This is a genomic window from Paraburkholderia fungorum (assembly GCF_900099835.1).
GTDB lineage: Bacteria > Pseudomonadota > Gammaproteobacteria > Burkholderiales > Burkholderiaceae > Paraburkholderia > Paraburkholderia fungorum_A.
In genome coordinates, this window is the sequence record NZ_FNKP01000002.1 from 2,611,598 (window position 1) to 2,633,251 (window position 21,654).

Genomic DNA, 21,654 nt, shown 5'->3' on the forward strand with positions numbered 1-21,654 from the left:
TTAAAGAGTTTAAGTCACGCATGGCGTGTGTCAATTTTCAGATCATCGGTTAAGAACGCAATCGGCGCGTCACCTGCGGCCTAAATATCCGCGCGTTACGCCATTGTTGATTAGCTCAGTGTTCCTTTACTTGCGCCTGTACGTCGACGCTCGGCCAGCCGCCGCCCAGCGCCTTGTAAAGCAGAACGGTGTCCGACAGAATCAGTTGATGATTGGAGAGCAACGCCTGCTGCGCTTCCAATAACGTGCGCTCGGTTTCGAAGACTTCCAGTTGCGACACCACGCCGAGGCGCAATTGAGACTGAATCTGATCGGCCACTATTTGCAAACGCTCTACCTGCTGCTGCAATTCCACGCGCTGTGCCTTATGCGAATTCAGATTGACCAGCGCATTCTCCACTTCTTCGAAAGCACCCATCACGGCCACGCGATACTGCTGCTCGGCCACCGTCGATTGCGCCTGCGTGACCTTGACGTGAGCCCGCACACCGGGATCAAGCAACGGAATATTGATGCTCGGCATAAACCCGTAAGTGAACGATTTCAGCAGATCGGTCAGCGCGAAACTTGCAGTGCCGGCATGTCCGGTAAGGCTGATAGTCGGCAATTGCGCGAGTTTGGCCTGGCCGACGAGGTCGTACGCTTCGAGTACCCTGAACTCGGCCGCGACGACATCGGGACGCCTCGCCAGCAATTGCGCGGGCAGTCCGTCCGGCACGGCAGGCAACTGGACGCGCTGCTGCAAATGTCCTTTTGGTAAATCGAATTCGCCGGCCGGAACGCCGATCAGCGTACACAACGCGTTATTGGCAATAGCTCGCGACCGCCGCAATTCAAGCAATTCCTTCGTCAGGCGGTTGATTTCAGCCTGCTGGCGCAACACCTGGGTTTGCGGCACGAGGCCGTTACTGCGCTGCCCTTCGTAGATCGTGAGAATCTGCCGGTTCGTGACGAGGGTTTTCTGCTGCTGATCTATCTGGTCGTCGAATTGCAGAATCTGGAAGTACGTGCTGGATACGTTCGACACCAGTTCGAGATAACCCGCGCGCCAGTCCGCCTCGCTCGCATGAAATTCCGCCTTCTGCGCCTGCACGCCTTTTTCGACTTTGCCCCAGATATCGATGTCCCAATTCACCTGGGTCGCCACGTTGTACTGTTTGGCGAAAGTTTGTCCGGTGGTCTTTTCGAAATCGGCGCCCATGCCGAAATCCATTGTCGGCAATGCGCCTGCTTTGGCTTCGCCGATCTGCGTGCCGGCCACATCGAGACGCGCGGCCAATACCTTGATATCGAAGTTGCCGCCAATCGCCTTGCTAATCAGCGTGTCCAGATACGGGTCCTGGAAGCCTTTCCACCAGTCGGGCTGAATCGTCTCGACAGCGGATACCGGCGCACCTTTCTTGTCCGACCACGACGCTTTAGCCGGAGTATCGGGCCGCTTGTAGTCGGGCATGCTGACATCGATGCATGCGCACAGCGGCAGTGCACACACCAATACCGCGCAAAGGCTGTGTAGCGTATTCGTCACGCGAATGGCACGCTGCCGGGATCGCGTGAAGAAGAAGCGCTGGCGTACCGATGAATCAAGCGACGCTGACACGATGTGTCTCCGATAACACCCTTTTCACTGCGAAATCAAATGCCCTTTTAAGTAAAGCATCGCCCGCGCAGCTTCAGTATCGAAGCGGAGCAAAAAATCAGCATGGGGATCGGGCAGTGAAGCAGAGGGTGTGTGGAAAGAACGATTGAATAACAGACGTTTTTGACGGGTCAGCCGCGCGAAGGTGAAGTGCCAGGCCTTCGCGCGGCCAATGCCGCTCAGGACACGTAGATGTTGTTGTTCGAGCTCATGTGCGGAGTGATCGTGGTCGTGACGCCCGCCACGAACGCTGCGTTGTTGCCGGTGGCGTTCTGGATGTTCATCGTCGAGCTGATCAGTTGAGTGGCGTCCACCGTCTTGCTGTTGTTCGGCGCGTACACCGGCGTGAAATTGAAGTACGACGACGACGGGCCCCAACCATTTCCACCGCGTACGGCGCTCATTGCGCGGCTGTCGAGTTGTTCGGTGATGGACAGGTCTTTGATCATCAGCGTGTTCATGGTAAATCTCCTGAGAAGGGAAACTGCACGGTGTTGCGCAGGTTTTGCGGTTAGGTTCGAGCAACTTGTCTGCTCGAGTGTCACTAATGCATGGGCTGTGCCAGGGTGAGCTTCCACTCTTCAAAAACTTGCCGGATGCCTTCATTTAAAGGACTTCCTGAGTATCACCTCTTAAAACGCGCGTCGATATCGATTAAAGAACAACCTGTGAATGGTGGATCGAAGCCAACATACGAAGCCATGTAGTTGGCCCGCTTGCGACACCGCTCATCGCGCAATAACCGTGATCTTCTTCGAGTACACCGGCGGGTTATGCGGCATGTGCATGTCGTCGCCCATCAGCAACTGCAACGTGTGCTTTCCCGGCGGCAATTGAATCGTGGTTTCCGTTTCACCCGCGCCGAAATGCAGATGATTGCGGTCCGATGGAATCTCCTGATCCATCGGCGGCAAGTCGGTATCGATCAATAGATGATGGTGGCCGGTATTCGGATATTTGACGCCTTTCGGCGCAACGCCCATATAGCGCAGGCCGAACCACACTTTGAACGGCTTGTTGGCGGCCACGACCTGGCCGTCGTTCGGATAGCCGATATAGGCAAAAGCGGAAGCCGGCGCAGGTGTCGCTCCTGCGAAAACAAAACCGGGCAACGCCAATGCCGCCGACGTCACAAGCGTCGCGACTGCGATGATCCTGTACATGAGGTCTCTCCGTCCTGAAGGGCCCGCTTTGAGCGAACGGATCGCGCTAGTTCTTTAGCACGGTGATGGTGATCTTCTTCGAATACACGGGCGGCACGTGCGGTACATGATTGTGGTCGCCGAGAATCAGTTGCAGCGTGTGCTTGCCCGGCGGCAGTTCGATGCGCGCGTCCGTTTCGCCTGCCCCGAAGTGCAGATGACTGCGATCCGACGGAATTTCCTGGTCGAGCGCGGGCAGATCGGTATCGATCAGCAGATGATGATGACCCGTGTTGGGAAACGCGACGCCCTTCGGGCAAATGCCCATATTGCGCAACCCCATTCGCACCCAGAGTTTGCCGCCGTGAATGACCGCGCCGTCCGACGGCCAGATGATGTATTCCTCCGCGCCGGGCGGCGACGGTGTCTGCTCCGCTTGCGCCACAGTTCCGGCGACCACCAACGTCGCGCAAAGCATCACGCGCAATGCAGCAAGGCGTGTTTTGATTTCATCACGTCTGTTGGACACAACGGGAATCAGGCTTATTCGCATAGCGCACTCTCCTGAAGAGTGGTCACGGTCACCTCGGTTGCACGGGGCAAACCGAACGTTCCGGCTGAATATCGCGGGCGCGAATGACTGGACGACCACCTCGGTAAAACGGCCGTGCTGCGCTACTTTGTGAATTAGCTTAGGACGTAACTTGCCAAAAAGATACGCCACACTCGTTATCCGTATATCTCATTGAGAATACGCGGACAGTGGTGATGCACAAAGCGCGTGCTATGGTTATTAACAGGTTGCAGATGGATGATCGATAGCGGCATCGATGCCTCGCGCCGGGTACTTCAGTAATCGCTGCGGGCAAGGCGGTCCTCGAATGCCTAGGTTCTGTCCGGGACAAACAGGATGTGAAGATGTGGCGAATATTCATGCTGCTGTGCATGGCTGGGGCAATCCACACCTATTGCGGCAATGCCAATGCCGCGACGCAACGTGAGGATACGAACTGGAGCGCGACTCCATCCGGCACACACGCCCCACACGCCCCACGTCTTGCACTTGTGATCGGCAACGGCGAGTACGGTGGCCTCCCCCGTTCTCTGCGAGACAATGCGCCGCGCGATGCCGAAGCAATAAGCGACACATTGCGAGCACTCGGATTCGAAGTCATCACGCGTACGAATGCCAGTCCGCGCGGCATGCAGCAGGCGCTCGGCGAATTCCGCCAGCGTCTGGGGGCAGGTGGCGTCGGCCTCTTCTATTTCGCGGGACACGGCATGCAAATTGGCCGACAGACTCTGCTTGTTCCCGCAGGGCTTGATATGCACGCACCCGCTTCGTTGATCAATGACAGCATCGATCTAAACGCCGTATTGCATGCGATGCAGAAGCCGCGCGCCGGTCAATTGAATCTCGTGATTCTCGATACGTGCCTGAACAATCCGTTTTCTTCCGGCACGACAAGCGGCGCGGCAAGCGGCACATCGGCGCTTCCCGCCAATACTGTGGTCGCGTATGCAACGGCAAACGGCAGCTTCGCCGCAGACGGCAGGTACCACGGCATTTACACGAGCGCTTTGCTGAATGCGCTAAACGACGCGCCATCGCGGCAAAATCTCACCACGCTGTTTCGGCGCGTCACTGCGGAAGTTGTCGAGATCACGAAGGGAGAGCAAAGGCCGTGGATCGCTACATCTCTGGCCATGCCCTTGACGCCCCCCGCCAGCGTGCAGGGCGACGCGATTGCGCCGCCCGCCTATGCCTATGCAAATACCGACATCGTCGTCATCCCGCATAGCCGGGGCATTCTTCCGAAAGACAGCAGCGAGCAGTACGAAATCACGTTCTGGAATTCAATCAAGGACAGTAATTATCCGGCTGATTACGAGGCGTATCTGAAGGCCTATCCTAACGGCAGGTTTGTCACGCTGGCACACGCTCGAATCGACCGTCTTCGTGCGGCGGCGTCGAATCCACCGGCTGTTGCGGTATCCCCACCAGTAGCACCACCCCAGGTTACGCGACCCGCTACGCCGGCAAGCGCCGCAGCGCAAGAACACCCGCATGTGACAGCCGCGCCACCCGCCAGTGCTCCCGCCACTTCATTGGCCGCGCCGAAGCCCGCCACGCACCCGCCAGTGGCCGGAGAACAGCGGGACTGCGCCACCTGCCCGATCATGATCGCCGTGCCCGCAGGCTCGTTCCCGATGGGCAGCAACACCGACGACCCATCCGAGAAACCTGTTCATCACGTGACTATTGCCGCGCCGTTTGCGATCGGCAAATACGCGGTGACGGTCGAACAATGGAACGCGTGCGTCGCGGCCAACGCGTGTCAGAATTTGACGCCCGAAAGCAACACCAACAAGACCGCACCAGCGCGCGATATCAGTTGGGACGACGCGCAGCAGTACGTGAAATGGCTCAGCAAGATAACCGGCAAACCGTATCGCTTGCCCACCGAAGCCGAATGGGAATATGCGGACCGTGGCGGCACGACCACTGCCTACTGGTGGGGCGATCAGATGCGCAAAGGCAACGCGAACTGCAAGGACTGCGGAGATCCGTGGCACAAGGAAGGGCCCGAATCCGTCGGCTCGTTCGCGCCGAATCCGCTCGGCCTGTACGACATGAACGGCAGCGTCTGGGAATGGACCGCCGACTGCTGGCACAACAGTTACCAGGGCGCGCCTGTGGACGGACACTCATGGGACAGCCCCGGCTGCGATATGCGCGTCATTCGTGGCGGCTCATGGCGCGAGAACGGCAGCTACATGCTCAGTGCAACCCGCTTCAAATACAGCGCAGGCGTGCGTCAATCGCAGGATGGGTTACGAGTCGTCAAAGACCTTAAGTGAGTGCATAACGTAGGTGACGACGTTATGCATGTTATTGCGGGGTACTCAAGGCGCACGCGGTTTCGTCGTGATCGGCGCAAAGTCGGCAACGAGATGATCCTGCCCATACTTGCCGCCGATTTGCGCGAGCCGCGTATTAAGTGCGCGTAGATAATCGGCACGTGATTCGCTTTCCACGCGCGGTTTGTCGAATAGCGGCACGGGCGTGATCAGCAGCACCACCATCTCCGAACCGAATGGTTTTGAAATGATCCAGTCGCCCGCGCTGCCGATCGTGGCCGAATAATGCGACGGCGCCTGATTATCTTTCGCGCGCGGACTCGGCACCATATGCACGACGCTGCCGTCCAGCTGGTAGTAGTCGAGATTCACATACGAGTCGTAACCCGGCGTGCTCACATCGACCACTAGCGGATCGCCGTCGCTCAACTGACCATTCGACTGACCGCCTGGCGGCCGCACATGCAACTCGGCCACACGGCCCGCCTGCCAGTTGCGGACCCAATAGGGCGCCAGTGCTTTAACGGTGTCGCATTTGTCGTCGGCGAGCGGTTCGACTCCGAGCGTGAGTGCATCGACACCGGGCAAAGCCGTCAGCGTTTCCTTCAGATGCGCCACGCCGTAACGCTGCGAGACGTAGCCGCGCACCGTCAGCGAATGATCCTGCACGGCCGCGGATAGTGCGGAACACGGCACCTGCGCGAGGACGGGCATGACGGCCGCGAGAGTCAGCGCGGGTCTGGGCGCGGGCGATGGCGGTGGTACAGGTGGCGCTTGAATCGCCGTTGAAGCCGCAGAAGCAGGCGCTGAAGCGTCCGGTGTTTTCGCCGTCGTCGTGTCAGACACCGCAAGAGCAGTTGCCGCCATTTTTGCGGCCGGGGGTGAACTCGCCTCTGCCGCCGCCTGCGACGTGCCAGCGTCGGCCTGAGAGCCTCCCTGCCGCCCTGGTCCAGAGCGCAACGCAAATACCCCTACCGCCGCCGCGCAGACCACGGCAAAGCTCGCAAGCCCCACTTTCGCCAGCGTGCCCGACTTCTCAGCGCGCGCCTCGTTGTCGAATTCGGCGATAAAACGCGTCACGCTCGGCATCCGCGTGGCGCGATCGAAAGACAGCGCCGCGCGTAACGCGCGCCACTGCCTGGCATCGAGATTCGCAGGCCGCTGCGGTTTGAAATCCGCGTTGCGTGCCTGAGTCGCCGACAACCGGTCGAACGGATGATGCCCGGTCAACAGTTCATACGTGATGCAACCAAGCGCATAGATATCGTCACGCGGATCGGGCTCGCGATGCTCGATCATCTCCGGGCTCGCATACGCGGGCGTTAACGCGCCGAGACTGCCGGGATCGAAAACAGTGGCGTCGCTCTCTTCTTCCGGACGCTGAAACACGCGCGCAATGCCGAAATCGATCACCTTCACTTCGGCGCCCGTCGTCAGAAACACGTTGGCGGGTTTGAAATCGCAATGGACGAAACCGCGCTCATGCGCATACGCGAGCGCGGCACACATGCCGCGCACGATCGGCAGCGCCGCGCGCACGGGCATGCCCTGATAACCGGGCGTACGCAGTAACTGGCTGAGCGGTTTGCCGCTCAGATACTCCATCGTCAGATAAACAATCGGGCCGTCGCGGTCGAAATCGTAGACCGTGATGATGTTGCGATGCGCGAGCACCTGCGCCTTGCGCGCCTCGCGCTGCAACGCGACCAGCGAATTCGGATTGCCGCGGAACTGAACGTTGAGAACCTTGATCGCGAGATACGGCTTGCGATCCGACGCTTCGAGTTTGCGCAGATCGAGCGCCTTATACACCGTACCCATGCCGCCCACGCCGAGGCACTCTTCGAGCACGAAGCGGTTATTCAGGGTGTCGCCGGTGCCTTTGATCTGATCGTGCCCGACGATGTCGGCTGATCCTGCCGCACTGCCCAGGCTGCCCGCACTGGCGGAGCGCACGGACGGAATTTCCACCGTGGTCTGAATGCCGGTTTCCTCGCCACCGGCCGCGACGTTGGACACGCGTAACTGTTCGATGCGTCGGCGGACTTCAACGTAGAGATCGTCGGGTAAAGGTGTTTTTCGATGCGCGGTGCCGAGCATCTCCAGCAACTGCGTGGGCGCGAGTCCTTCTGTTGTCAACGTGCTGTCGAGTTGAGCCACGAACTCGTCACGGGACAGCTCGCCGTTCTGAAAGTCGTGAATCACACGCGCAAGGCTAGCCATTTGTGTGAAGCGCCGCCGCTGCCGTTGGGCCGGATCGCATGCGACCGAAGCCACGCAGGCCGATAGAAAAGCTTCCGTAACCAGTTACATGTGCCGCTTCGATACTAGCTCCCGGTCCGTGCTTTCGCAAACCAGGATTGGCCCGCGATACGCGTTGCAGGCAGGTGTCGTTCGGTATCCAACAGCATCCGATCAAGTGTCGGACGCAGACCATCGGTTCGCTCGCGCGCGGATACGCTGCGTGACTTCTCCGTTGATCCGCAAACGGCCCGAAAGCCTTGAATATCAAGCCTTCCGAAAATTTATCAGGATCCTTGAATAAAACTGGCACAGCCCATGCATTAGTGACACTCGAGCAGACAAGTTGCTCGAACCCAATCGAAAGACTCAAATTTTTTCTTCCAGGAGATTCACCATGAACGCACTGATGATCAAAGATCTGTCCATCACCGAAGAACTCGACAGCCGTGCAATGAGCGCCGTGCGCGGCGGCAATGGCTTCGGCCCCTCGTCGTCCTATTACAACTTCAGCCCGATCTACGCGCCGAACAACAGCAAAAACGTCAACGGCACGCAACTCATCAGCACCGAGTTGAACATGCAGAACGCCACCGGCAACAACGTCGCATTCGCCGCCGGTCTCAACTCGACGCTCGCGCCCTGCATCAGCTCGGGCAACAACATCCACGTGTAAAGCGCGACGAGGCGAAGCACCCGCAGTTGCGGCCCGCTTCGCCTCGCGCCGGTCACGCCCGTCTTCCGCGCACCTTTGGAGATTCACCATGTCATCCCTCATGATTCGCGATCTGTCCCGCACCCGCGAGCTCGACCGCCACGCAATGTCGGCGGTGTCCGGCGGCACGGGTAGCAGCGTGCCCGGCCTGCCCTCGGCGTCCGGTCTCAGCGGCATTGCCAACGTCAACGTGTCTATCAACCAGAACCTCACTCAGATGCAGTACACCAACGTTGCGGCACTCAACAACGTCGGCGTGATCGGCGCCGGTTTCGTGCCGCTGCATCTGAATGTCAGCCCCTCGTTGTGGGGCGGCAATTACGCTACGGTGTGACGACGCGCAGTAGACGGGATACGGGGATTTCCCGACTGCTGCAACCTCATCGCCGAGCCACAAGCTGCACACATTTTTCCTATACTGATAGTGCGACGAGACCACTGCACACAGAACAAAACCCTCGAGCGGCGACCGGCCCATCGCACCGGCCAGCCGCTCGATTTCTTTTGTGGAGCCGCTATGGCAAAGCTCATCATTAAAGACCTTGCTGACAGTGTCGAACTCGATCGCGAGGCGATGGCCGCGATTGTCGGCGGTGCGCGAGTCGGCGCGCGTTCGAGCCTGGCCGCGCCTCTGGTGCCCGCATCGACACGCGTTGTCAACTATCCGCCGGGCTTCCCTGGCGCGCATCGGCAAATTGCGATTGCAGCGATGCGGCGTATCCGGCAAGGCGGCTGATTTCACCTTCGTACAGGCATCGCAATTAAAACGGCACGCGCCGACTGCGCGTGCCGTTTTGCTTTTCTCGATGCATGCGTACGCCGCATGCCAACTTCCCGAACGCGATTCGTGGGATACGTCCCGACACTTTCGTGCGATTCCGCATGCTCCCTGCGAGCCTGATGAGCGACACGCAACGCAATCGCCCGCCTGGTCTGGTATCGCAGAGAGACTTTGCCTCGCGGCTCGAAGCTCGCGAAAATTGGCATAGCTCTTGCAGAAATAGAAGCGAGCACCGCCCCGTGCTCGCCAATCCACTGTCAGGAGTACCGCCATGAAATCCACTGTCATTATCAAAGACCTGCCGCGTTCCACGGACCACGCACACGACGAAGCAACGCTCTCGGCCGACCAGATGAAGATGCTGCGCGGCGGCCGCTCGGTGGTCGTCTCCGTCGGCGGCGCCGGCGGCGCAGTCGGTCATGTCGACGACTGGGAAATCAACACCGCCATCTTCGAAGGCCGTATCGGCGGGACCTATTTATAGGACGCACGAGCGCGCCGAAAATAGAAAACCGGCACCTGTCTCTCGCTCCAGTGGAACCTGGGTGCCGGTTTATTAGCCTGATGAATGCGACGAATCGGCCGCCAGTCAGCACCGAGATCTCCCTTGCTTTTTGTATCAGTCGATATATAATCCGTTTCTATATCGACTGATACAGAATCAGTTTCAAGCGACGCAAGAGGGATTTCCACATGGCACGACCCCGCGGATTCGACGAAAACGAAGTGCTCGAAGCAGCCAGCGCCGCATTCTGGAACAAGGGCTACGAGGCCACTTCCACGCGCGACCTGGTGAGGTCGACCGGTCTCACGCAGCCCAGTCTCTACAACGCATTCGGCGACAAACGCGGGCTGTACCTGCGCGCGCTCGAACACTATCTCGAACACACACTGCGCGAGCGGATTGGCCGGCTGGAACGCACTGTGACGCCGGCGCAATGCATCACACTGTTCTTCCACGAGATCATCGAGCGCGCAATCGAAGACCCCGACAAGCGTGGTTGCATGCTGGTCAATTCGGCACTTGAAACGTCGTCGGAAGACGAGTCGTTTCGCGAAACCGTCGCCGTGGAACTCGCTGAAATTCGTGCGTTTTTCCAGCGGAATCTGGTTGACGCAATGGATCGCGGCGAGATTGCCGCCGTCGTTCCAGCGGAAGACGCCGCCTCGCATCTGCTCGCCACGTTGATCGGCATTCGCGTTCTCGCGCGAGTCACGCCGCAATACGCGCTGCTTGCCGGCGCTGTGTCGCCTGCGCTGGCTTTGCTCGGCTTACCTGCCCTACCGGCACACGACCAGGACGTCTGAGCCGCGCGCCCGACGAGGCGCTCCACCCCGCTTTCCATCGACATCCGGCAGCGCCGCCATCGGCGGGCGCACCGGTAAAGGACTCGTCATGTCTGCTACACCTGCTACGTCATTAGATACTGCCCGTCCCACTTCACTCGACGCTCGCGCAATCTTCGCGACTTTCGCGGGACTGTGCGGCAGTCTCGTCGCCATCGGTCTTGCACGCTTCGCCTACACGCCGCTGATTCCGTCGTTGATCCAGGCGCACTGGTTCACGTCGTCGCAAGCGGTAACGCTCGGCGCCGCGAATTTTGCGGGCTACCTGGTAGGGGCGATGATCGGCCGCCCGCTCGCATCCGCATTGTCGAACCGCAGCGCGCTGCGTGTGTTGATGGCAGTCGTCACGGCGGCCTTCTTCGCGTGCGCATTTCCGCTTTCGATTAGCTGGTTCTTCACATGGCGTCTGCTGTCCGGCATTTCCGGCGGCGCAATCATGGTGCTCGTGGCGACCTCGATTCTTCCGCACATTCCCGCGGCACGTCGCGGCTTTGTCAGCGGCATGATTTTTCTTGGACTGGGTTTGGGGATTGCCGCATCCGGCACGTTGATTCCAAGGTTGTTGCATCACGGCTTGCAAGTCACGTGGATTGGACTCGGCGTGCTTGCGCTGGTGTTGACTGCTGCTAGCTGGTTCGGCTGGCCGTCGACGAATCCACCCGCTCCTGCCGCCTCTTCCACTACGCATCGCGTTGCACAACCGCATGGTCTGACGTTACGCGTGCTGTACGCACAGTACGCAGCGAACGCGCTCGGCCTCGTTCCCGCGATGGTGCTGCTGGTCGACTTTATTGCTCGCGGTCTCGGACATGGTGCAGCAACGGGCGCCAATTACTGGGTACTGTATGGCGTCGCCGCGATTGCAGGACCGCTGATCTGTGGAAACGTGGCCGATCGAATCGGGTTCGGCAACGCCTATCGCATCGCGCTGTTTTTACAGTCGACGGCAGTAGCGATGCTCGCGTTTTCGCACAGCACAGTAGCGCTGGTTGTATCGACTGTCATTCTGGGTATCTTCACGCCTGGAATCGTGCCGCTCGTGCTCGGTCGCATTCACGAACTCGTGCCGCACGATCACACCGAGCAACGTGCCGCATGGAGTCGCGCAACGACAGCCTTTGCTCTCTTCCAGGCGCTGGGCGGATACGGGTATTCGTTTCTCTTTTCGCACACGAATAACAATTACGCGCTGATTTTTGCTCTCGGTGCGGTGGCGCTGGTACTTGCGTTCATTGCTGACTTTGTGGCTTCCCGTCTTGCTGTTGTGCGGCGGGTTGGTGCGACCGGATAAGTATCGGCGAATAAGATTCCGACATGTTTTTCCGCCTGGGCACGGGGCTTGCTCAATAGAAATATCGATACTGCCTTTAGCAAGTCGGCGTTCGACGTAGGCATTGCGTGGCTGTCGTGAAGGCAGGTCCAATCAACCAGGCGGAGGTCATTTATATGTTGGGAACTATTCTTCTGATCGTGCTGATTCTTCTCCTCATCGGTGCGTTGCCTTCGTGGCCGCACAGCCGGGCATGGGGCTATGGCCCGACGGGCGGGATCGGCGTCGTGCTGATTGTCGTCATCGTGTTGCTGGTTGTCGGAGTGATATAACCGGCGCAGGTTGAAGCGCTTTCGTACGCGCGCGTTAGCTACTCCGACGCTCGCCAAGCAGGCCGCCGGATATCGATGCAGTTCGCTGCACCGATATCCGGCGGCTTCGTTATGTCGATTGGCGGAATATCGTCATACGGTGTCACGTCCGGGAAACGCCCGGCAACGAAAAACGGAGAACGCGATGGAAAATTTACTCGCCAATCAGGTTGCGCTGGTTACAGGCGCCAGTTCCGGTATCGGCTTTGGCGTCGCCAAGGCGCTAGCGAAAGCAGGCGCGGCGGTGGCATTGAATTATCATTCGCATCCCGAATCAGCAGAACAGCTTGCCGACGAAATCGAAAAAGACGGCGGCTCGGCGTTCGCGGTTCGTGCTGACGTATCCGATCCGTCGCAAGTCGAGAAGATGTTCGACGCGTGCCGCGCACGCTTCGACACTGTCGATATCGTGGTCGCGAACTCCGGTCTGCAAAAAGACAGCGCGTTTGGCGACATGACATTGGAAGATTGGCAAACGGTGTTAGCGACCAATCTGACCGGACAGTTTCTGACGACCCAGGCTGCCGTTAAAGAATTCCGCCGACGCGGCCAGAGAAACAATTCCAGAGCGCTCGGCAAGATCATTTGTATGAGTTCGGTTCACGAGGTCATTCCATGGGCCGGGCATGTGAATTACGCGGCATCCAAAGGCGGAATTCAGATGTTCATGAAATCGCTCGCACAGGAAGTCGCGCCGGAGGGCATTCGAGTGAATTCAATTGCGCCGGGAGCAATCCGCACGCCGATCAACAAGGATGCGTGGAATACAGAAGCCGCGTTGAAAAAACTATTGCAACTGATTCCGTATGGTCGCGTGGGTGAGGTAGAAGACATCGGCGAGGCCGCTGTGTGGCTGGCTTCAGATGAAAGCGACTACGTGGTTGGCACCACCCTGTTCGTCGATGGCGGCATGACCTTGTATCCCGGTTTTGCAGATAACGGATAAGCGTGACTTCCCGATTTACTCGCCGCGTTGAAGCGCGAAAGCAATGACACATTAGCGAATACTGCAATGCGCAAGGCTGCCGATCACCGATACATCGGCGATCGGGCACAGTACGTAGAGACGTGTTGTGCAATGCCCATACACGCCACACACGCGGCGCGAATCACCAGTCTAATCAGGCACGCCTAATGCTCTATTCCCTTCGTACTCAAACTACGACACGAAAGGAGTTCACATCATGCCTTATCTTCTCGGTTGGCTTCTCGGCGTTCCGTTGATCGTGCTGGTCATTCTGTATCTGATTTTCCATTAAGCCCGCAGCACCTGCGTCGTTAATCAAACCAGACGATCGATTGACGACGGGCTTATTGACCCGTCACTTACTGCTCTCTTACTCTCTCGCGACCCTCGCTGGTTGCATGAAAGGCGACGCCCGCATTCGCGCGTCGCCTTTCGCATTCTGAATCGGATCGCGAACTGCGAAGCGTGGCGCGCGCGCATCGGTGCAGACATCTTTTCTTCTTGCACTGCGGAAAATAGAAGGTAAAACTAGCTTCACTTGTCCGGGAAAATGCCATATCTGCACACGTGCGCCGACACGGCGTCACGCGGAAGGAGGGACCGATGGCACATAACGAGTACGCGCTTTCGCATCAGGAAGTGGTGAAGGCCATCATCATCGACCAGCATATTCACGAAGGTTTATGGACGCTCAACATCAACTTCAACGTCGAAGCTAGTCACGCTCCGCGAGTACACGATCCCACTCTAACGGTGACGATCAAGAATGTCGGCATCATGCGCGCGCCGCCGACCGACCCTTTCGCTGTCGATGCCGCGCTCATCAATCCAGTCCCTGCGGAGCCGGTTGCAGAAACGGCACAAACAGCGACTCACGCGAACGGTGCAAACTCAACTCATCTACCCGACGGCAGTATGCAATTTTGCCGCGATGTGTACCGGAGTATCGCCGTGCAAAGTGCAATAAAGCCGCGCTCCAAAACAAGCTGACTGGCGGAACCGAAAACGATTTTTCAGGCGCGGGAGATGTCTGCCGAAACGGCGGTCAACGCGAAACGCCGGCTGACTAACTCAGCGGACCGCCGCCATCACCGCGCCCATTCCGACCAGCAACGTGCCCATTAGACGGTTCACCGCGCGCATGCGCGTCGGCCGTTGCAAGACCGTACGCAGCCGATGAGAAAAAATCGCCGTCGACGCCACGCCCAATGCGAACACCACTGCAAACGTAGCGGCCAGCAACAGGTATTGCTGATTCGCCGACCAGCGCCCATCGCCCGACGGCGTGCTGATGAACTGCGGAAAGAACGACGGAAAGAACAGCAAGGTTTTCGGATTGAGCCCGGAGGTCGCGAAGCCGCGCCAGAACATGCCGCGTTGCCGCGTGCCATCGACGGGAACGGTAAGAGCACCGCTGCGCCATTGTTTGAAGCCGAGATAAACCAGATACACCGCGCCGCCCCAGCGAAGCGCAATCAATGCGCGCTCGTCGATCAGCAGCAGCGAGTTCAGGCATAACGCGGTGAAGATCAGTTGCACGAGCACGGCACAGGTGCCGCCCCACACACCGGGCAATGCGGCACGCCAGCCGGCGCTGAGCGCCTGGCTCATCGTCAGCACGTTGACGGGGCCAGGGGAATAAACGAGAACGAGTGAAGCGAGAAGAAACGAGACGTACAACTGGATCGACATCGGCGGGCATCGGTTACGGCATTGCCGACGCGCGACATCCGTAAGCGCGCAAATCGAGGACTCGTGCGCAAGGATATTCGCCGGCAAGCATTCGGTTGGGAACATGCGCCCATGCCCGGCGAGCGCGTCTCCCGGCGATCGTGACGCCGGAATTCGCCCGCGTGCCACCCTCCTGTTAGGGCAGCGACACACCATCGGGCAGCTTGTGGCTGAAATGGACCGTAGGCGAGGAAACCCGCGGCCCGGATGGTGATGCCGGGCATGAATGCATGGTGAAAATATACCCGGATTGTGGCTGGATAGGCTTCTGAATGTCCTGCATTCTCGATACCAAATCGGTAGTTTGTTCCGTTAAACTGGCATTCATCAAAACAATCTTCCGACACCGCTATGACCACCCGAAATCGTCCGATCGACAATCAGGATCGCAAGATCATGCGCGAGTTGCAGAAGAACGCCCGGCTGACGAATGCCGAACTCGCCGACCTCGTTGGAATGTCCACCACTGCTTGCTGGAACAGGACGCGGCAGCTCGAAGAGTCGGGCCTGATTCGCGGATACGTCGCGCTCATCGATCAGGAAAAGCTCGGCCTCTCGGACACGGTCCTGATCGAAGTCACGCTCGACCGTCATGAAGAGGAAACCTTGCATCGCTTCGGCGAAGAGTTGGCGCTGCTGCCCGAGGTGCTCGACGCCTATCTGATTTCCGGCGAATACGATTACCTGATCAAGGTCGCGGTGCAGGGCACCGCCGGATACGAGCGTTTTTTGCGCGAAAAGCTTTATCGGATCGCGGGTATCCGACATAGCCGTTCGATGTTTGCGCTTCGATGCATGAAGAGCATTCCGTCGGTTGCGGTGTGAACCTTTGCGCCGACGTTTTTAGCGCAATTCGTGGTAGTGAATGACGTCGGCTACGCGAGCGGCAGATATGGTCTGCGTGGCGGGTTGGCAGCGACGTCGCGGTATGCTGCCCGGTCGGCTCCCGATCTACGGAAGGAAGTGCGGCTCACCCAGGCGCAATGCTGAGCAGCGAAGCCGGTTGTGCTGCGATACGCATTCGGCGGCGGTCCTTCCTGAAAATGAGTTCGCCGTGACAGCCTCAGACTAACCACGCGCTCAACGTCGAACGATGGCGGTGAGGCATCCGGCCATCTCGCGCACACGACCTCACTCGTCGCGTAACGGCTTCTGAAAAAAGGCCAACAGCGCCCCCGCCGCCAGCAGCAACGCCGAATACACCAGCCCGCGCGCAAGCCCCGCGCCGTCCGACACCCAGCCGATCACCATCGGTCCGACGATCTGTCCGAACGCGAACACGATCGTGAACGCGCTGATTCCCCTCGCCCAATGGCTCGCCGAAAAATTGTGGCGCACGAAAGCCGTGGTCGACGCCACCGCCGACAGAAACGTCGCGCCGAACAGCACGCCGGACACGAACGCCACCCACGGCTGTGTGAACAGCGCGGGCAGCAGCGTCGCAATCGCGAGCAACGCGTTGAGCACCGCGAGCGCGCGACCGCCGCGCATCCGGTCGAGCAAGCCGGACCACACGCGCGCTGACACCACCGTCGCCAGTCCGAGCAGCAGATAGAAGCCCGTCACGACCGTTGCGCTCATGCCCGCGTTGCGCAGCAGCGCGACGATGAACGTCATGTAGCCGATATAGCCGACGCCGAACAGGCCGTAGCCCGTCAGCATGATGCCGAAACGCGACCAGCGAGGTGAGTCGATTGCACCGGAAACCGGAGCCGCCGACGCTGATCCCGATACCGATCCCGCGCTCGCATGCGTACTCTCGATCCTGCGCGCCGCGCCGATCGCGACCGCCGCGAACACCACGCACGCCACCGCCAGCGCGAACCACGCGAATTGCCAGCCGTGCGCGACATTGAAGATAGTCAACGGCACCAGTACCGACGACGCCACGATCCCCCATCCCGTGCCGCCGTAATAGAGGCCGAGGACAAGCCCCGCATCGCGCGGTCTCGCCGACGCCAGGCGCGCGGCCAGCACGCCGCCGCTGATGAAGATCGCCGCGCTGGTCGCGCCGGTGACGACGCGCAGCACGAGCAGCGAATGTGTGTCGGCGAGCAGGCCGCTGCCCGCCATCAAGATCGCCGTCGATACGCAACCGGCGCCGAACAGCATGCCCGCCGACCAGCGGCGCGCGAGCCGAGGGAAGGCCAGCGCGCCGAGCAGATAGCCGAGCGCATTGGCGGTATTCATCGCGCCCGCCTGGGCGAAGCTCCAGCCGAGGTCGAGTTTCATCGACGGCAACAGCAGCGCGTAGGCGAAGCGGGCGAGCCCGAGCGCGATTGCGCTGCCCAGCGATAGCGCCGCGGCCAGCATCAAGGTGGGGGCGCGTTGGCTGTCGTCGGCGGAAGTCTGGGGTGAGGCGACGTCGAATGAAGTGCGTGACATGGGGCGGGTGTATGTGGGCAAAAATGCTGCGGGCCGTGACGGCGAAAAGTTTTTTATGTGCCGCTTCGCCATCATAGCCGGGGGTGGCGGGCTGGCTTGACCGTTAGTTGCGCTAGTGAGGGTGCCGCTGCAACGACCGTGAGAATTCGGGTTTCTGCTCGATCCGATGCGCAAATAGGTTTGACTCGCGCCGCGAGAGACACCTCCGCACCCGCCGCTGGACAACCTCCCGACAACCATCACGCACCGAACAGGTGCCTTGCAAATGCGAATGATTTGCATTTACCTAAAAATTGAGCGATGATTCATCCCACGACATCTTCCGAACAAGCAACCATGACCACGCTCGACCTCAGCCGCGCCGATACCGACACGTCACCGCCCGCCACGGCCCCCGCCGTCGGCGCCGCGACGCCTGAAGCGTCGGCGGTACTCGACGTGCTGCTGTCGCGCCAGTCGCATTGGCCGCTCACGGAACCCGGTCCGGCCGATGCCGAGCTGGACCTGATCGTCGACGCCGCGTTGCGCGCGCCCGATCACGGCAATCTGCGGCCTTGGCGCTTCGTCACGATTCGCGGCGAGGCTCGCGGCGCGCTCGGCGATCTGCTGGTCGACCTCGCCTGCGCACGCGCGCCGGGCGAGCCGCGTTCGGCGCACGCGCATCGTCGGCAGAAGGCTTTTGCCGCGCCCCTGGTGATCGCGCTCGGCGCGGCGCTTTCGGCTCATCCGAAAGTGCCCGAAGTCGAGCAGTTGCTCGCGGCCGGCGCGGCGGCGATGAACATGCTGAATGCGATCCACGCACTCGGTTATGGCGGCTTCTGGGCCACCGGACCGGACAGCTACGAAACGCGTCTGCACGATGCCTTGGGGTTCGCGCCGAACGAACGTCTGCTCGGTTTCCTGTTCGTCGGCACGCCGAAAAACCCGGGACAACCGCCGCAGCGTCCGGCCCGCAGCGCACACGTGCGCGAATGGCTGCCTCCGCAGCTGGCCTAAGTGTCAAGCGAAGTGGGCACTCGCCAGCGTTGGTTTCGACCGATGCCGGCACCCGACGCAAGCCCGGCGTCACCGCCTGTCCGTCGCACGCGTTCTAGCGCTGGCCTGCGACGCGGCTTCCGTTCAACCCGGCCGGCGCGACTCATGGACCGTGTCCAGACAGGAGCATCGATGAACTTCCGCTCTCAATTCAGCAGCCGTCCCGAACTGATCGACGATCATCCGGTCGACCCAGCCGATGCACCCGATCGCACGGTCCTCACCGCCGTGCGCACCTGGTTGCGTCCGGCGTGCGAGACCGCGCGCGGCGGCGTCCACTGGCGCGACATTCTGAGCGGCGTCGGCTTGCGACAGGACGGCATCGAACATTTCGATCTGCTGATGCGCTCGCTGAGACACGTGTCGTATCGTCCGCTCGACATGCGCTGCCGTTGCGCCAGCGATCTCGGCAAGGACGAGGCCGTGATCCTGCAAACCATCGCGCTACTGCAAAAAACGCATAGCGGCGCCGCGTTGCGCATGTTGAGCGAATGGCTGCCCGCGCCCGCCGTGAGCGGTGTGCTGAAGCTGATCCGCTGGTTCGCGATCGATCTGCTCGACGCGGGCGTGGAACTCGATGTGCAGGCGCGCCGCGTCACGTACATGCATTGAGGACGTCAGCCCATGCCCATGGAAGTGGATCTGGCGCCGCTGGCGCCTCCATCCGACGCAGTTATCGCCGATAGCGCCGACTCGCCCCCCGCACCGCTACCACTGGCCAGGACCGCACACGCGATCGCATCGACGCCGGTCCCCGCTTTCCACTCGCATCCGCTGACGCGGCGCTATCCGGGCGGCGTCGCCGCGCCGCGCGCAAACGAGTTGCACCTTTGGCGATTCCGTTGCGAATGGCTGCCGGTGCCGGTTCAGGAAGGCGACACATGGTTATCGAAAACCGAGCGCGAACGCGCGCGGCTTCATCCGAACGCCGCGCTGCGCAAGCGCTTCGTCAGCGCACGCGTGGTGGTGCGATGGATCGTCGGCAATCTGTTCGACTGCGAGCCGCAGCGCGTCGAATTGCAGGACGACGGCAACGAGAAATTGCGTGCGCGTCATCCTCGCGACGGTCGCGGCATCACCATCGATATTGCGTATGGCGGCATCTGGATCGTGATCGGAGTGGCATCGGCCACGCTCGGGTTGAGCGTCGTCACGCCGTCGCCCGGCAGCGAACCTGACGAGTCATCCGAAACATCGCGGCGACGCGCGCGTTACAGCAGCCTTTGCAATGCGTTGCGCTACGCGCCGGTGGATATCGACGGCGCGCTGCTGTCGGACGATGTATCGAACAGCCTGCTCGAACTCGGTGAGCATGGCGATTGGCACCTGCTCGATCTGCCGATGGGCGGAAAGATTCGCGCTGCGGTCGCGATTGCCGAGCAGGTGATGGCGGTGCACACATTCGGCTGGCCGAAGGGAACCGTGTTTGATCGGCCTTGCAGATGAACAAACTGCGCAGCTTCTAGCTTGAGAACGGCGTCTCCGACCACGCGAGACACGCCGCATACGCATTTGGCGCGGCAAGCCAGTGTGCGGAGATAACGCGCATGTCGTGTGGAATCCGGTTGCGCAAAATCACGCGTGATGCGTCGCGCGGCAGCACGGTCAAATGCTGCAATCCTTCGATAATGCCTACGCCCGTTGTTTTGACCAGCGCTTCTTTCGCGACCCAGGCGTCATAAAACGCCACGTTCTGCTGCGCGATCTCGAGTCCTTCGATCCACGCTTTTTCGGCAGGATCGAGCGTCAGCGGCGCGACCGAACGCCAATCGAATTGAGCACGCCGGTGTTCGATATCCACGCCCACGCGACGCACCGGCGACATCGCGATCAACCCATACGAACCCGCATGCGATACGTTGAAATCGACATGGTTCGAATCTGCCAATCGGGGACGGCGGTCTGCGTCGTGTGTAAAACGAACGGCGTGTGGCGCGATGCCGAGACGTCGCGCAAGTTGCTCACGCAACGCGACGCGGACGGTAGCAAAACGCAACGTATCTTCATGACGAAGATATTTGCGCGCGCGAACGCGTTCGTCGTCGCTGAGCGATGAGAAAGCGTCTTCGTCCAGCGACACATGAAAAGCCAGATCGACCCGCCACAACGAAATGTCGGACGGGCCTTCATGAGATAGCGAAATAGGCTCGATGGAATACATCGCAGAAGTTCGGTTGTGAAACGCGCGCTAAAGAATAAACGCGACTCTAACCTGGATCACGTCCGAACCGGCAATGCCCCTGATCAAATCCGCTGCGCCTCTTTCGGCACGCCGCGCAGCAGCGCGATACCGCTCACGAACAACAATGCGGTCAACAGATACAGCGCGTTATCCATACTGCCCGTATGCGTCTTGATCAGACCGATCACCCAGGGGCTCACGATGCCGCTCGTCATGCCGATGCTGCTGATCAACGCAATGCCCGCCGCAGCCGCTGTTCCCGACAGATAACCCGAAGGAACAGTCCAGAAAATAGGCAATGCGGCGAATATCAACATGGCCGCTACCGACAGAATGGCAAGCATCGCGGGAAAGCTGGTCAGATGCAGCGTGAGCAATGACAGCGCTATGCCGCCGCCAATCGTGCAAACCGCAAAATGCCGGCGACGCTCGCCCTGTCGATCCGAATGACGCGCGATCAGAATCAGTCCGACTGCGCCGACCGCATTCGGAATCACGGTATAGAGGCTGATGGCGAGAACATCGTGAATGCCGAAATCGCGGATCATCAGCGGCATCCAGAAGTTGAGCGTCAACGATGCGCAGGTCAGCGAGAAATAGATAAACGCAAAGAGATAAACCCGTGGATTGCGCAATGCCTGCATGAACGAACGCGACGAATGCGCGTGCTCCGGCGAGCCGTGCCGGCGATCTTCATCACGTTGCGCGATCAGCCGCGCTTTTTCATCCGATGTGAGCCAGCTGGCGTGCTGCGGGCCATCCACGAGATAGAACGCCGCGAGCAGGCCAAGCACGATCGCGGGCGCGCCTTCGATCACGAACATCCACTGCCAGCCGTACAGGCCCAGCACGCCGCCCATGTCGCGCATGATCCAGCCGGATACCAGGCCGCCGAGCACACCCGCCACCGCGACGCCCGCGAAGAAGATCGACAGCACGGCTGCGCGCCGCCGCGCCGGATACTAGAGATCCGTGACAAGCCCGCG

The 21,654-nt window shown here is 60.2% G+C and carries 22 protein-coding genes and 2 pseudogenes; 15 read left to right on the forward strand and 9 right to left on the reverse strand.

The window, feature by feature from the left end:
* Positions 1-115 precede the first annotated feature (115 nt).
* The 4 genes from BLS41_RS27530 to BLS41_RS27545 all read right to left on the reverse strand — a co-directional run bounded on the left by BLS41_RS27530 (position 116) and on the right by BLS41_RS27545 (position 3,334).
* Positions 116-1,528, reverse strand: coding sequence for an efflux transporter outer membrane subunit (locus BLS41_RS27530; protein WP_074771228.1), 1,413 nt, complete (start codon positions 1,526-1,528; stop codon positions 116-118).
* Positions 1,529-1,818: 290 nt separating this feature from the next.
* Positions 1,819-2,100, reverse strand: a complete 282-nt coding sequence (locus BLS41_RS27535) for a hypothetical protein (RefSeq protein WP_074770534.1) — start codon at positions 2,098-2,100, stop codon at positions 1,819-1,821.
* Positions 2,101-2,367: 267 nt separating this feature from the next.
* Positions 2,368-2,802, reverse strand: coding sequence for a DUF4399 domain-containing protein (locus tag BLS41_RS27540; RefSeq protein ID WP_074770535.1), 435 nt, complete (start codon positions 2,800-2,802; stop codon positions 2,368-2,370).
* 46 nt (positions 2,803-2,848) lie between these two features.
* Positions 2,849-3,334 carry a DUF4399 domain-containing protein gene (locus BLS41_RS27545; RefSeq protein ID WP_074770536.1) on the reverse strand — a complete coding sequence of 162 codons (486 nt, stop codon included), beginning with the start codon at positions 3,332-3,334 and terminating at the stop codon, positions 2,849-2,851.
* Between the two features lie 392 nt (positions 3,335-3,726).
* Here BLS41_RS27545 and BLS41_RS40310 point away from each other — a divergent pair.
* Both BLS41_RS40310 and BLS41_RS40315 read left to right on the forward strand, forming a co-directional pair.
* Positions 3,727-4,425 (forward strand): annotated as a pseudogene (locus tag BLS41_RS40310) (caspase family protein); the annotation flags it as partial.
* Positions 4,426-4,443: 18 nt separating this feature from the next.
* A complete protein-coding gene (locus tag BLS41_RS40315; protein WP_436972044.1) occupies positions 4,444-5,643 on the forward strand; it encodes a formylglycine-generating enzyme family protein in 1,200 nt (399 codons plus the stop codon).
* A gap of 45 nt (positions 5,644-5,688) precedes the next feature.
* Here the strand turns inward: BLS41_RS40315 and BLS41_RS27555 are convergent, their stop codons facing one another.
* A complete protein-coding gene (locus tag BLS41_RS27555; protein ID WP_074770538.1) occupies positions 5,689-7,866 on the reverse strand; it encodes a serine/threonine protein kinase in 2,178 nt (725 codons plus the stop codon).
* 415 nt (positions 7,867-8,281) lie between these two features.
* Here BLS41_RS27555 and BLS41_RS27560 point away from each other — a divergent pair, with 415 nt between their 5' ends.
* The 9 genes from BLS41_RS27560 (at position 8,282) to BLS41_RS27600 (ending at position 14,325) form a co-directional block, all read left to right on the forward strand.
* Positions 8,282-8,560 (forward strand): hypothetical protein, encoded by a 279-nt coding sequence (locus BLS41_RS27560; protein ID WP_074770539.1) that lies wholly within the window; start codon positions 8,282-8,284, stop codon positions 8,558-8,560.
* A gap of 88 nt (positions 8,561-8,648) precedes the next feature.
* Complete coding sequence (locus tag BLS41_RS27565; RefSeq protein ID WP_074770540.1) at positions 8,649-8,933, forward strand: hypothetical protein; 285 nt, start codon at positions 8,649-8,651, stop codon at positions 8,931-8,933.
* A gap of 183 nt (positions 8,934-9,116) precedes the next feature.
* Positions 9,117-9,335 (forward strand): hypothetical protein, encoded by a 219-nt coding sequence (locus BLS41_RS27570; protein ID WP_074770541.1) that lies wholly within the window; start codon positions 9,117-9,119, stop codon positions 9,333-9,335.
* 316 nt (positions 9,336-9,651) lie between these two features.
* The gene (locus BLS41_RS27575; protein WP_074770542.1) at positions 9,652-9,864 is read left to right on the forward strand and encodes a hypothetical protein; all 213 of its coding nucleotides are present in this window, start codon (positions 9,652-9,654) and stop codon (positions 9,862-9,864) included.
* A 209-nt stretch (positions 9,865-10,073) separates the two neighbouring features.
* Positions 10,074-10,688, forward strand: coding sequence for a TetR/AcrR family transcriptional regulator (locus BLS41_RS27580; RefSeq protein WP_074770543.1), 615 nt, complete (start codon positions 10,074-10,076; stop codon positions 10,686-10,688).
* An 88-nt stretch (positions 10,689-10,776) separates the two neighbouring features.
* Complete coding sequence (locus BLS41_RS27585; RefSeq protein ID WP_074770544.1) at positions 10,777-12,018, forward strand: YbfB/YjiJ family MFS transporter; 1,242 nt, start codon at positions 10,777-10,779, stop codon at positions 12,016-12,018.
* Positions 12,019-12,173: 155 nt separating this feature from the next.
* Positions 12,174-12,329: a DUF3309 family protein gene (locus tag BLS41_RS27590; protein ID WP_074771229.1), complete on the forward strand. Its 156-nt coding sequence runs from the start codon at positions 12,174-12,176 to the stop codon at positions 12,327-12,329.
* 184 nt (positions 12,330-12,513) lie between these two features.
* Complete coding sequence (locus tag BLS41_RS27595) at positions 12,514-13,314, forward strand: SDR family oxidoreductase (protein WP_074770545.1); 801 nt, start codon at positions 12,514-12,516, stop codon at positions 13,312-13,314.
* Positions 13,315-13,977: 663 nt separating this feature from the next.
* Entirely contained in the window at positions 13,978-14,325 is a 348-nt protein-coding gene (locus BLS41_RS27600) for a hypothetical protein (RefSeq protein WP_253189771.1), read from the forward strand.
* Positions 14,326-14,406: 81 nt separating this feature from the next.
* Here BLS41_RS27600 and BLS41_RS27605 read toward each other — a convergent pair whose 3' ends face one another.
* Positions 14,407-15,027: a LysE family translocator gene (locus BLS41_RS27605; RefSeq protein ID WP_074770547.1), complete on the reverse strand. Its 621-nt coding sequence runs from the start codon at positions 15,025-15,027 to the stop codon at positions 14,407-14,409.
* A 390-nt stretch (positions 15,028-15,417) separates the two neighbouring features.
* On the opposite strand from BLS41_RS27605, the gene BLS41_RS27610 reads away from it, so the two are divergent.
* Positions 15,418-15,891: an Lrp/AsnC family transcriptional regulator gene (locus BLS41_RS27610; protein WP_074770549.1), complete on the forward strand. Its 474-nt coding sequence runs from the start codon at positions 15,418-15,420 to the stop codon at positions 15,889-15,891.
* A gap of 306 nt (positions 15,892-16,197) precedes the next feature.
* On the opposite strand, the gene BLS41_RS27615 is transcribed toward BLS41_RS27610, so the two are convergent.
* Positions 16,198-17,451, reverse strand: coding sequence for a YbfB/YjiJ family MFS transporter (locus BLS41_RS27615; RefSeq protein WP_074770551.1), 1,254 nt, complete (start codon positions 17,449-17,451; stop codon positions 16,198-16,200).
* Between the two features lie 336 nt (positions 17,452-17,787).
* On the opposite strand from BLS41_RS27615, the gene BLS41_RS27620 reads away from it, so the two are divergent.
* From BLS41_RS27620 to BLS41_RS27630, 3 genes are all read left to right on the forward strand, one after another.
* Positions 17,788-18,447 carry a nitroreductase family protein gene (locus BLS41_RS27620; protein WP_083380096.1) on the forward strand — a complete coding sequence of 220 codons (660 nt, stop codon included), beginning with the start codon at positions 17,788-17,790 and terminating at the stop codon, positions 18,445-18,447.
* Between the two features lie 171 nt (positions 18,448-18,618).
* Positions 18,619-19,098 carry a hypothetical protein gene (locus tag BLS41_RS27625; RefSeq protein WP_074770553.1) on the forward strand — a complete coding sequence of 160 codons (480 nt, stop codon included), beginning with the start codon at positions 18,619-18,621 and terminating at the stop codon, positions 19,096-19,098.
* Positions 19,099-19,110: 12 nt separating this feature from the next.
* Positions 19,111-19,932 carry a hypothetical protein gene (locus BLS41_RS27630; RefSeq protein ID WP_074770555.1) on the forward strand — a complete coding sequence of 274 codons (822 nt, stop codon included), beginning with the start codon at positions 19,111-19,113 and terminating at the stop codon, positions 19,930-19,932.
* Positions 19,933-19,948: 16 nt separating this feature from the next.
* Here the strand turns inward: BLS41_RS27630 and BLS41_RS27635 are convergent, their stop codons facing one another.
* Positions 19,949-20,647 carry a 4'-phosphopantetheinyl transferase family protein gene (locus BLS41_RS27635; RefSeq protein ID WP_074770557.1) on the reverse strand — a complete coding sequence of 233 codons (699 nt, stop codon included), beginning with the start codon at positions 20,645-20,647 and terminating at the stop codon, positions 19,949-19,951.
* 83 nt (positions 20,648-20,730) lie between these two features.
* Positions 20,731-21,630: pseudogene (locus tag BLS41_RS27640) on the reverse strand (MFS transporter); the annotation flags it as partial.
* Positions 21,631-21,654: the final 24 nt, after the last annotated feature.

Excerpts from the sequence above, each read along its gene's own strand:
- BLS41_RS27635 (WP_074770557.1), bottom strand. The coding sequence starts at position 20,647 with ATGTATTCCATCGAGCCTATTTCGCTATCTCATGAAGGCCCGTCCGAC.
- BLS41_RS27545 (WP_074770536.1), bottom strand. The coding sequence starts at position 3,334 with ATGCGAATAAGCCTGATTCCCGTTGTGTCCAACAGACGTGATGAAATC.
- BLS41_RS27625 (WP_074770553.1), top strand. The coding sequence starts at position 18,619 with ATGAACTTCCGCTCTCAATTCAGCAGCCGTCCCGAACTGATCGACGAT.
- BLS41_RS27565 (WP_074770540.1), top strand. The coding sequence starts at position 8,649 with ATGTCATCCCTCATGATTCGCGATCTGTCCCGCACCCGCGAGCTCGAC.
- BLS41_RS27620 (WP_083380096.1), top strand. The coding sequence starts at position 17,788 with ATGACCACGCTCGACCTCAGCCGCGCCGATACCGACACGTCACCGCCC.
- BLS41_RS27570 (WP_074770541.1), top strand. The coding sequence starts at position 9,117 with ATGGCAAAGCTCATCATTAAAGACCTTGCTGACAGTGTCGAACTCGAT.
- BLS41_RS27540 (WP_074770535.1), bottom strand. The coding sequence starts at position 2,802 with ATGTACAGGATCATCGCAGTCGCGACGCTTGTGACGTCGGCGGCATTG.
- BLS41_RS27535 (WP_074770534.1), bottom strand. The coding sequence starts at position 2,100 with ATGAACACGCTGATGATCAAAGACCTGTCCATCACCGAACAACTCGAC.
- BLS41_RS27585 (WP_074770544.1), top strand. The coding sequence starts at position 10,777 with ATGTCTGCTACACCTGCTACGTCATTAGATACTGCCCGTCCCACTTCA.
- BLS41_RS27560 (WP_074770539.1), top strand. The coding sequence starts at position 8,282 with ATGAACGCACTGATGATCAAAGATCTGTCCATCACCGAAGAACTCGAC.
- BLS41_RS27605 (WP_074770547.1), bottom strand. The coding sequence starts at position 15,027 with ATGTCGATCCAGTTGTACGTCTCGTTTCTTCTCGCTTCACTCGTTCTC.
- BLS41_RS27580 (WP_074770543.1), top strand. The coding sequence starts at position 10,074 with ATGGCACGACCCCGCGGATTCGACGAAAACGAAGTGCTCGAAGCAGCC.
- BLS41_RS27575 (WP_074770542.1), top strand. The coding sequence starts at position 9,652 with ATGAAATCCACTGTCATTATCAAAGACCTGCCGCGTTCCACGGACCAC.
- BLS41_RS27615 (WP_074770551.1), bottom strand. The coding sequence starts at position 17,451 with ATGTCACGCACTTCATTCGACGTCGCCTCACCCCAGACTTCCGCCGAC.
- BLS41_RS27590 (WP_074771229.1), top strand. The coding sequence starts at position 12,174 with ATGTTGGGAACTATTCTTCTGATCGTGCTGATTCTTCTCCTCATCGGT.
- BLS41_RS27630 (WP_074770555.1), top strand. The coding sequence starts at position 19,111 with ATGCCCATGGAAGTGGATCTGGCGCCGCTGGCGCCTCCATCCGACGCA.
- BLS41_RS27610 (WP_074770549.1), top strand. The coding sequence starts at position 15,418 with ATGACCACCCGAAATCGTCCGATCGACAATCAGGATCGCAAGATCATG.
- BLS41_RS27595 (WP_074770545.1), top strand. The coding sequence starts at position 12,514 with ATGGAAAATTTACTCGCCAATCAGGTTGCGCTGGTTACAGGCGCCAGT.
- BLS41_RS27555 (WP_074770538.1), bottom strand. The coding sequence starts at position 7,866 with ATGGCTAGCCTTGCGCGTGTGATTCACGACTTTCAGAACGGCGAGCTG.